This is a genomic window from Sphingosinicella sp. YJ22, from assembly GCF_011320075.1.
Classification (GTDB): Bacteria; Pseudomonadota; Alphaproteobacteria; order Sphingomonadales; family Sphingomonadaceae; genus Allosphingosinicella.
In genome coordinates this window covers 39616-48135 of the sequence record NZ_JAANPA010000021.1, presented here as the reverse complement: position 1 = coordinate 48135, position 8520 = coordinate 39616, and the positions used below count along the sequence as shown (strand labels likewise).

At 68.2% G+C, this 8520-nt stretch carries 12 protein-coding genes and 1 pseudogene; 9 read left to right on the top strand and 4 right to left on the bottom strand.

All coding sequences use genetic code 11. The features are described 5' to 3' along the window. The 4 genes and pseudogenes from G7B71_RS09025 to G7B71_RS09010 form a co-directional block, all read left to right on the top strand. A pseudogene (locus G7B71_RS09025) lies at positions 1 to 351 on the top strand (hypothetical protein); the annotation flags it as partial. Between the two features lie 149 nt (positions 352 to 500). Then, complete coding sequence (locus G7B71_RS09020; RefSeq protein ID WP_166040060.1) at positions 501 to 932, top strand: PilZ domain-containing protein; 432 nt, start codon at positions 501 to 503, stop codon at positions 930 to 932. A gap of 77 nt (positions 933 to 1009) precedes the next feature. After that, positions 1010 to 1624, top strand: a complete 615-nt coding sequence (gene folE, locus G7B71_RS09015) for a GTP cyclohydrolase I FolE (RefSeq protein ID WP_166040058.1) — start codon at positions 1010 to 1012, stop codon at positions 1622 to 1624. Between the two features lie 2 nt (positions 1625 to 1626). Further along, positions 1627 to 2112, top strand: coding sequence for a hypothetical protein (locus tag G7B71_RS09010; protein WP_166040057.1), 486 nt, complete (start codon positions 1627 to 1629; stop codon positions 2110 to 2112). 39 nt (positions 2113 to 2151) lie between these two features. Here the strand turns inward: G7B71_RS09010 and rplI are convergent, their stop codons facing one another. The 4 genes from rplI to G7B71_RS08990 all read right to left on the bottom strand — a co-directional run bounded on the left by rplI (position 2152) and on the right by G7B71_RS08990 (position 4366). Then, positions 2152 to 2766: a 50S ribosomal protein L9 gene (gene rplI / locus G7B71_RS09005; RefSeq protein WP_166040055.1), complete on the bottom strand. Its 615-nt coding sequence runs from the start codon at positions 2764 to 2766 to the stop codon at positions 2152 to 2154. A 12-nt stretch (positions 2767 to 2778) separates the two neighbouring features. Next, on the bottom strand, positions 2779 to 3003 hold the full coding sequence (rpsR, locus tag G7B71_RS09000; RefSeq protein ID WP_085218763.1) for a 30S ribosomal protein S18: 225 nt from the start codon (positions 3001 to 3003) through the stop codon (positions 2779 to 2781). Between the two features lie 3 nt (positions 3004 to 3006). Further along, the gene (gene rpsF / locus G7B71_RS08995) at positions 3007 to 3444 is read right to left on the bottom strand and encodes a 30S ribosomal protein S6 (RefSeq protein ID WP_166040053.1); all 438 of its coding nucleotides are present in this window, start codon (positions 3442 to 3444) and stop codon (positions 3007 to 3009) included. A 205-nt stretch (positions 3445 to 3649) separates the two neighbouring features. Continuing rightward, positions 3650 to 4366, bottom strand: a complete 717-nt coding sequence (locus G7B71_RS08990; protein ID WP_166040051.1) for a M50 family metallopeptidase — start codon at positions 4364 to 4366, stop codon at positions 3650 to 3652. Between the two features lie 168 nt (positions 4367 to 4534). On the opposite strand from G7B71_RS08990, the gene fabD reads away from it, so the two are divergent. The 5 genes from fabD (at position 4535) to fabF (ending at position 8506) form a co-directional block, all read left to right on the top strand. Beyond that, positions 4535 to 5458, top strand: a complete 924-nt coding sequence (gene fabD / locus G7B71_RS08985) for an ACP S-malonyltransferase (protein ID WP_166040049.1) — start codon at positions 4535 to 4537, stop codon at positions 5456 to 5458. A gap of 17 nt (positions 5459 to 5475) precedes the next feature. After that, positions 5476 to 6213, top strand: coding sequence for a 3-oxoacyl-[acyl-carrier-protein] reductase (gene fabG / locus G7B71_RS08980; protein WP_166040047.1), 738 nt, complete (start codon positions 5476 to 5478; stop codon positions 6211 to 6213). Positions 6214 to 6269: 56 nt separating this feature from the next. After that, a complete protein-coding gene (locus tag G7B71_RS08975; RefSeq protein WP_166040045.1) occupies positions 6270 to 6761 on the top strand; it encodes a hypothetical protein in 492 nt (163 codons plus the stop codon). Between the two features lie 93 nt (positions 6762 to 6854). Further along, positions 6855 to 7091 (top strand): acyl carrier protein, encoded by a 237-nt coding sequence (locus tag G7B71_RS08970; RefSeq protein WP_166040043.1) that lies wholly within the window; start codon positions 6855 to 6857, stop codon positions 7089 to 7091. Between the two features lie 155 nt (positions 7092 to 7246). Further along, on the top strand, positions 7247 to 8506 hold the full coding sequence (fabF, locus tag G7B71_RS08965) for a beta-ketoacyl-ACP synthase II (protein ID WP_166040041.1): 1260 nt from the start codon (positions 7247 to 7249) through the stop codon (positions 8504 to 8506). The last annotated feature ends 14 nt before the right edge of the window (positions 8507 to 8520 follow it).

Here is an 8520-nt window from a genome sequence, read left to right as displayed (position 1 = left end):
GGTTCGGGCAGCGGCTCGGGCTCGGGCTCGGGCGGAGGCTCGGGCTCGGGGGGCGGCGGCGCGTCCGGCGGCGGCTTCGACTCGGCGATCGCGGGCGCCGCGGATGCGGCCGGCTCGGTCAGCCTCGCGCCCGGCATGATCGTTCGCGACGCCAGCGGCCGAGTCATCGGCCGCGTGAGCGATTTCCAGGCGGCCGCCAACGGCCTCATCGAGACCGTTCTGGTCCGCGTCGGCGACCGCATCGCCGCCTTGCCGGCGAGCAACTTCACCGTCTCCGGCGATGCGCTCGTCTCGACGATGAGCCGCGGCGAGGTGCGCCGCGAGGCGGCGGAGCAGCAGCCCGCGGAGTGAGTTGAGCTCCGGCGCCCTCGCCCTCCACCCCAACGGCGCCGGCTCACGCCCGCCCGGCCGCTCCCCGCGCGGCCGGGCGGGTCATCGTTAAAGCAGGGTTTACCAGATCTGTGCGATACGCTTCCCGGGGACGAAGAGATGGGGGCACGGTGGCCAGCCATTCGATATTGAAGCTGATCGGCGAAGGCGGCGAGAGCCGCCGCCGATCGATCCGCAACCGCGTGCTGATGGTGGCGACCCTGCACACCTCATCGCGCGAAATCGCCGTTCGACTTCGCGACGTGTCGGCGACCGGCGCCCGGATCGAAGGCGCCGAGCTGCCGCGGCCGGGCGCGGACGTGATCCTGAAAAGAGGCGCGTTCGAAGGATTTGCGCGGGTGGTGTGGACGAGCGGCAATGTCGCCGGCATCGAGTTCGATGAACCGATCGAGGAGACCGAGCTGATGCTCCGGCTCAACGGACTGCCACCGGCGAGTGCGCCCGACCCGGACCAGTTCCGTCGCCCGGGCTTCGGCCACAAGCAGCAACATCCGTCGCTGTCCAACGGCCGCGGCTGGGTCGGCGCGCCGAGGCGCGTCTAGCCTCACCCCTTTCCCGTCGCGCCTTGCCTGTGTACCCGTCGCGTCCCGGATGATGTCTGGCGCGAAAGGGCGATGAGGTGCACGGACAGGAAAGCGAAGACGGCGACCTTGTCGGCGAACCGCGCGACATCGCGATTCCGGCCGACGTGCTGGAGGCGGTGCGCACGCTGATCCGTTGGGCGGGCGACGATCCCGACCGCGAGGGCCTGCTCGACACGCCCGGCCGGGTCGCCCGCGCCTGGCGCGAATATGCCAAGGGCTATGCCGAGGATCCCGGCGCTCACCTCGCGCGCACCTTCGAGGAGGTCGGCGGCTATGACGAGATCGTGCTGCTGAAGGAGATCCCATTCCAGTCGCATTGCGAGCATCACATGGCGCCGATCATCGGCAAGGCGCACATCGCCTACCTGCCCAACGACCGCGTCGTCGGCATCTCCAAGCTCGCCCGCGTCCTCCACGGCTATGCGCGCCGCCTGCAGGTGCAGGAGCGTCTCACCGCCGAAGTCGCCGATTCGATCTGGGAGCATCTTCAGCCGCAGGGCGTTGCGGTGGTGATCGAGGCTTCCCACGCTTGCATGACCGCGCGCGGGGTGAGGACTCCGGGAGTGATGATGACGACGAGCCGAATGATGGGAGTCTTCCGCAAGGATGAGCGCAGCCGCCGCGAAGTGCTCGCCCTGATGGGATTCTAGCCTTGCGAGCGTGGCGTTCGGGCGCATTCGGCGCCCTGTTGATCCTCGCGGCGTGTGGCCCCTCCCAGCAGGACAGGGGCCTCACCGAGGAGGAGATCAACGCGCTCGGCCTCGGCGCCAACAAGAGCGTAGCGGCGGAGCCGACGCCCGCTACGATCGGCCTCGAGACGGTCGAGCCCGCGGACCTCGCCGCGGCGAATCTCCGCCCCATCTGCATGCTTCGGATCGGCGGTGAGCCGGTGCTCGCGACGGAGCAATATCGCGCCCTGGCGCACCGCCATGGCCGGACCGTCGAGCTTCGCGTCGAGGGGCCGGTCGGCGCCACCGGCGGCTTCTTCCAGAATGACGCGATCAGCATCAGCGTCGGCCGGCCCTACGACCGCGCCGAGCCCGACGGGGTCGCCACCGGCCCGGCCCGCGCCCGTCTCAACGACCGGCAGCGCGGCACCTCGACCGAGGTCGACGCCGACTGGAGCTGCGGGACCTGAAAGAAAAAGGGCGGATCCTTTCGGACCCGCCCTCTTGTCTCAGGCTTCGCTGGTCTCCGCCGGGGCTTCCTCGCCCTCGGCCTCGGTGGCCTCCGGAGCGATCTCGCCGGGCTCGAGGCCCTCGACCCGCTCCTCGGTGAAGCCGGCGACGTCCTTCTCGAACATCTGCGCCATCACGTCGACGCCCTGCGCCTGGAGCTCGGCCTCTTCCGGCGAGCGGGCGACGTTGACGTGGATGGTGACGCTGACCTCCGGGTGCAGGGCGATCTTCACGTCCTGCATGCCGATCGCCTTGATCGGGCGGTCGAGCACGATCTGGTTCTTGGCGACCTTGTGACCCTCGGCCTCGAGCAGCTCCGCGAGGTCGCGGGCCGACACCGAACCGTAGAGCTGGCCGGTGTTGGAAGCCTGACGGATCAGCTGCACGGTGGTGCCGTCGATCGTCTTGGATTCCTTCTCGGCAGCCGAACGGCGCTCGGCGTTCTGCGCCTCGATCCGCTCGCGGTTGGCCTCGAAGACCTTCTTGTTGGACTCGTTGGCGCGAAGCGCCTTGCCGCGCGGAAGGAGGAAGTTGCGGGCGTAGCCGTTCTTCACCTTCACCACGTCGCCGATGGCGCCGAGCTTCTCGATGCGCTCAAGCAGGATGACGTCCATGCTCTAAGCTCCTTATTTCACGACGTAGGGGAGAAGGCCGAGATGGCGCGCGCGCTTGATCGCCTGGGCGAGCTCGCGCTGCTTCTTGGCCGACACCGCGGTGATGCGGCTGGGGACGATCTTGCCACGCTCGGACACGAAGCCCTGGAGCAGACGGACGTCCTTGTAATCGATGCGGGGCGCATCCTTGCCCGAGAAGGGGCAGGACTTGCGGCGACGGAAAAACGGGCGTGCCATGGATTAAGCCTCCACTTCTTCTTCGCGGGCGCGGCGCGGGCCGCGATCGCCGCGGTCACCACGATCGCCGCGGTCGCCACGCTCGCCGTCACGGTCGCGGCCGCGCTCGCGGTCACGCTCGCCGCGGCGCATCATGACCGAGGGACCAGCTTCATGCTCGTCGACCTTCAGGGTCATGTAGCGGATGACGTCTTCGTTGATCTGGGTCTGGCGCTCGAGCTCGGCGACGACCGGGGCCGGGGCCTCGAAGTCGAGCAGAACGTAGTGCGCCTTGCGGTTCTTGGCGATCCGATAGGCAATGTTGCGGAGACCCCAGGTCTCGGTCTTCACGACCTTGCCGCCATTGTCCTCGATGATCTTGGTGGCGGATTCCGCCAGCGCGTCGACCTGGCCCTGGGCCAGGTCCTGACGCGCGAGAAATACATGCTCGTAGAGCGGCATGTTCGCGTCTTCCTTGTCTTGGCCGATCGCTGACGCCGCCCAATGCGGACGCCCCTCCGGCTGTCGTCTCAAAGCAAAACCGGGGCGCAAAGGCATGAGCCTCGCCCCGGATGCGCGGCACATGGCCGGAATGGCGCGAAGAATCAAGTCTCCAGAGACGATGGTTGGACGGGAATGGCCCGGTAGACGGTCCTCGCACCCGCCGTCAGCGCCGAAAAGCGAGCCTGAAGCTCCACCACAGCAAGGCCAGGATCGCCGCGCTGATGGCCGCGCCCCAAAACCAGTAGGGCAGAAGCAGGGCATCCGCGATGGCGCCCGTGTCCGATCGTTGAAGCTGGCCGCCGACGCTTCCCCCCGGGTTGAACAGATAGTCGAACTGTCTCCACACGCTGATGCACGCCTGCACGCCGAGGAGCTGGATGAAGAAGGCCTGCCAGGATCGAGATCCGCGCAGCGCGAGCAGGACGATCGCCAGTCCCAGCGCCGGGAGGACCAGCCAGCCGGTGAGCGACCGCACCCAGATGAGTGTCGACAGGATCAGGGCGACACCGAGAACCGCCAGGGCGTTGCGCGTCGCGGTTGGCGAGCGCGAGGAGACGATCAGCAGCGCTCCGGCGACCGCCGGCCCGAGGGGTCCGCTTGCCGCGACCAGCGCATCGGTCAGCCCGTAGCCGTCGGCGGGGCGAAGCGACTCGGCAACTCCGGAACCGTCGGCGAAAATCAGCAGGCGTTCGAACCCCCGGCCGGTGAGCATCGCGGCGATGCCATGGCCCATTTCGTGAAACCATGTCGCCAGGATCGTGAACGGATAGAGCAGCAGGCTGCCGAGAGCGGTCTGCCACAGCAGGATCGAGGCGAGCGCGATGCCCGCCAGCACCGCGACGCGCTGTCTGTGCTCCTGGTCGGCGAGGCTGCTGGACATCGAGGACTCCCCTGTTCCCGATCTCAAAGCAACCGGCGGCGCTCGTCAACCTTCAGAGATGCTCAGAAGCGCCGGGAAGCGAATGGGCGCAAACCCGTCGTAATCCCCATGCGCTTGCGCCTCGCGGCCGGCCTGCCTACCAGCCGCGCGAAACAGGAGGCTCGAGACATGCGCGCATTCATTTTCCCCGGGCAGGGTAGCCAGGCCGTCGGCATGGGCAAGGCGCTCGCCGAAGCGAGTCCCGCGGCCCGCGCGGTGTTCGAGGAGGTGGACGAGGCGCTCGGGCAGAAGCTCAGCGCGCTGATGGCCGAGGGGCCGCAGGAGGAGCTGACGCTCACTACCAATGCCCAGCCGGCGATCATGGCCAACGCCATCGCGACCCTGCGCGCCTCCGGCATCGACCTTGCCGCCAAGGCGGATTTCGTCGCCGGCCACAGCCTCGGCGAATATAGCGCTTTGTGCGGCGCGGGGGCGTTCGATCTCGCCACCACCGCGCGGCTGCTCAAACTGCGCGGCCAGGCGATGCAGGAAGCGGTGCCGGTGGGCGAGGGGGCGATGGCGGCCCTGCTCGGCGCCGACCTCGCGCTCGCCCAGGCGATCGCCGATGCAGCCGCGGAAGGCGAGGTGTGCACCGTCGCCAACGACAACGATCCAAGCCAGGTCGTCATCTCCGGCCACCGCGGCGCGGTCGAGCGCGCGCTCGGAATCGCCAAGGAGAAGGGTGCCAAGCGCGCCGTGCTGCTGCCGGTCTCGGCACCGTTCCACTGCCCGCTAATGCAGCCCGCCGCCGACCGCATGGCGCAGGCACTTGGCGACGTCGCCATCGCCGCGCCGGCGGTGCCGGTCTACGCCAACGTCACCGCGGCGCCGGTCAGCGACCCGGCCGAGATCCGCCGCCTGCTCGTCGAGCAGGTCACCGGAATGGTCCGCTGGCGGGAAAGCGTCGCGGCGATGGCCGCGGCCGGAGTCACCCATTTCGTCGAGCTGGGCGGCAAGGTCCTCGGCCCCATGGTCAAGCGCATCGCCCCCGACGTCACGGTTACCAGCGTCATCACGATGGACGACATCGACGCCCTGGTCGGCGAGATCTGAATTCAGGAGAGAAAAACATGTTCGATCTTTCTGGTATGACCGCTCTCGTCACCGGTGCGTCCGGGGGCATTGGTTCGGCGATCGCCAAGGCGCTGGCGGGGCAGGGGGCGCGGGTGGCGCTTTCGGGCACGCGCGAGGACGCGCTGAAGGCGGTCGCGGCGGAGCTCGGCGCCGATCATGCGATCCTGCCGTGCAACCTGTCCGACGCGGCCGCGGTCGACGCGCTGGTGCCGGCGGCGGTCGAGCAGCTCGGCCAGCTCGACATCCTCGTCAACAATGCCGGCGTGACTCGCGACAACCTCGCCATGCGCATGAAGGACGAGGAGTGGGACCAGGTCATCCGGGTCAACCTCGAGGCGGCGTTCCGCCTGTGCCGCGCGGCCATGAAGCCGATGATGCGCGCCAAGTTCGGCCGAATCATCTCGATCACCTCGGTCGTCGGAGTGACCGGCAACCCGGGGCAGGCCAATTATGCCGCGTCCAAGGCCGGCCTCATCGGCATGTCCAAGGCGCTCGCCCAGGAAGTCGCCAGCCGCAACATCACCGTCAACGCGATCGCCCCCGGCTTCATCGCCTCGGCGATGACCGATGCTCTGCCGGACGCGCAGAAGGAGGCGCTGCTCGGCCGCATCCCGGTCGGCAAGCTCGGCGCCGGCAGCGACATCGCCGCGGCGGCCGTTTACCTCGCCAGCCGCGAGGCGGGCTACGTCACCGGCCAGACCCTGCACGTCAACGGCGGCATGGCGATGATCTGAGAAAGGCCTAAGCTCTCCCTGGCAGCCGAGTCGCGGCTGCCGGAGGGGAGAGGCCGATGCTCGTCGCAGCCGTTGCGCTTTTCGCGGCCGCCCAGGCGGAACCGCTCGATCCCGATCTCGCCTGCATCGTCGACCGGATCCCGGCGGCGACCCGGGCGGCGACGATCGCCGAGGCGATGTCCGGCACCGGCGGTCGAGTCCGCGACGCCTTCCGGCAGGCCACCGACGCCTGCGCCCGCGACCGCGCCTGGGCTGCGGACTATGCGGCCGCGGCCGGGCGGATCGCGATGGCGCTCGTTCTCGGCGAAGAGGCGGAGGCGGTCCTGCGCCAGAACGAGATCCCGCCCGACCTCATTCACAACTGGTTCGCGGCGCAATCGGCGGATGTCCGGCGAAGCGAACCCAGCGACGAGATCGGGACGGCGCTGATCGAGCATGTGCAGGCGCAGGGCATTCCGCTTGCGCGGCTGCAGGCGCAAGGAACCATCATCGGCGTCATGCTCGGCGCCCTCAACAAGATCGAACGGATCGGCGCCGGCCTCGAATGAGGTTGAGCCGCCACATTCTCGCCCCACTTGCGCACCGCCCGGCACAGCGGCTAGGGCGGGGGCAACAAAGCACAAGCTGGAGGAAGGCTGGTTATGAGTGACACCCCCGACCGCGTGAAGAAGATCGTGGTGGAGCACCTGGGCGTCGACGCCGACAAGGTGACCGAAGAAGCGAGCTTCATCGACGATCTGGGCGCCGACAGCCTCGACATCGTCGAGCTGGTCATGGCGTTCGAAGAGGAATTTGGGGTCGAGATCCCCGACGACGCGGCCGAGAAGATCACGACGGTCAAGGACGCGATCGACTATATCGAGCAGAACAAGGGCTGAACGCCTCGGCGGGCCGCCTCCGGCCCGCTCTGCACGATTTTAAGAACGGCTCTCCGTCCTTGTGCCGGGGAGCCGTTTGCCTATTTGGGGCGTGTTCGTAGATCGCCCGCTGGCCCAGCAGCCAGCATAGCTGATTAGACAAAAGGGAGTTCGGCATGCGCCGTGTGGTCGTAACCGGTCTTGGTCTCGTGACGCCGCTGGGCGGCGACGTGGAGACGAGCTGGCGCAACATCCTGGCGAGCAAGAGCGGCGCCGATCGGATCACCAAGTTCGATCCCGAGGATTATGCCTGCAAGATCGCCTGCGAGGTGAAGCCGGCCGACCATGAATATGGCTTCGACCCCAACAAGCGCGTCGATCACAAGATCCAGCGCCAGGTCGATCCGTTCATCGTCTACGGAATCGACGCCGCCGGCCAGGCGCTGGAAGATGCCGGCCTCACCGACATGAGCGAGGAAGAGCGCTACCGCGCCGGCGTGTCGATCGGATCGGGCATCGGCGGCCTTCCCGGAATCGAAAAGGAATCGCTGGTCCTCCACGAGAAGGGCCCGCGCCGGGTCTCGCCCCACTTCGTCCACGGCCGACTGATCAACCTCATCTCCGGCCAGGTCTCGATCAAATATGGCTTGATGGGGCCCAACCACGCCGTCGTCACCGCCTGCTCGACCGGCGCCCACTCGATCGGCGACGCCGCGCGCATGATCGCGATGGACGATGCCGACGTGATGCTCGCGGGCGGCGCCGAGATGGCGATCTGCCCGATCGGAATCGCCGGCTTCGCGCAGGCACGCGCGCTGTCGACCCAATTCAACGACGAGCCCGAGCGCGCTTCGCGTCCCTATGACAAGGACCGCGACGGCTTCGTCATGGGCGACGGCGCCGGAGTCATCGTCCTCGAGGAATATGAGCGGGCCAAGGCGCGCGGCGCCAACATCTACGCCGAAGTCGTCGGCTACGGCATGTCGGGCGACGCGTATCACGTCACCGCGCCGCACCCCGAGGGCGCCGGCGGCTTCCGCGCCATGCAGGTCGCGATGAAGCGCTCCGGCCTCGATCTCGGTGACATCGACTATATCAACGCCCACGGCACCTCGACCCCGCTCGGCGACGAGCTCGAGCTGGGCGCGGTCCGCCGACTGTTCGGCAACCATATCGGCGACCTGTCGATGAGCTCCACCAAGTCGGCGATCGGCCACCTGCTCGGCGGCGCCGGAGCGGTCGAATCGATCTTCTGCATCCTCGCGCTTCGGGACCAGGTCGTCCCGCCGACGCTCAATCTCGACAATCCGAGCGAGGGCACGGCGGGAGTCGACCTCGTCCCTCACGTCGCCAAGGAGCGCAAGGTGAAGGCGGTGCTGAACAACAGCTTCGGCTTCGGCGGCACCAATGCCAGCCTGGTGATGAAGGCGGTCTGAGCCCGGCGCCAAGC

What these genes read in the sequence shown, in the direction of transcription:
- G7B71_RS08975 (WP_166040045.1), top strand. Translation starts at nt 6,270, where the DNA reads ATGCTCGTCGCAGCCGTTGCGCTTTTCGCGGCCGCCCAGGCGGAACCG.
- G7B71_RS08990 (WP_166040051.1), bottom strand. Translation starts at nt 4,366, where the DNA reads ATGTCCAGCAGCCTCGCCGACCAGGAGCACAGACAGCGCGTCGCGGTG.
- G7B71_RS08970 (WP_166040043.1), top strand. Translation starts at nt 6,855, where the DNA reads ATGAGTGACACCCCCGACCGCGTGAAGAAGATCGTGGTGGAGCACCTG.
- fabF (WP_166040041.1), top strand. Translation starts at nt 7,247, where the DNA reads ATGCGCCGTGTGGTCGTAACCGGTCTTGGTCTCGTGACGCCGCTGGGC.
- fabG (WP_166040047.1), top strand. Translation starts at nt 5,476, where the DNA reads ATGTTCGATCTTTCTGGTATGACCGCTCTCGTCACCGGTGCGTCCGGG.
- rpsR (WP_085218763.1), bottom strand. Translation starts at nt 3,003, where the DNA reads ATGGCACGCCCGTTTTTCCGTCGCCGCAAGTCCTGCCCCTTCTCGGGC.
- rplI (WP_166040055.1), bottom strand. Translation starts at nt 2,766, where the DNA reads ATGGACGTCATCCTGCTTGAGCGCATCGAGAAGCTCGGCGCCATCGGC.
- rpsF (WP_166040053.1), bottom strand. Translation starts at nt 3,444, where the DNA reads ATGCCGCTCTACGAGCATGTATTTCTCGCGCGTCAGGACCTGGCCCAG.
- fabD (WP_166040049.1), top strand. Translation starts at nt 4,535, where the DNA reads ATGCGCGCATTCATTTTCCCCGGGCAGGGTAGCCAGGCCGTCGGCATG.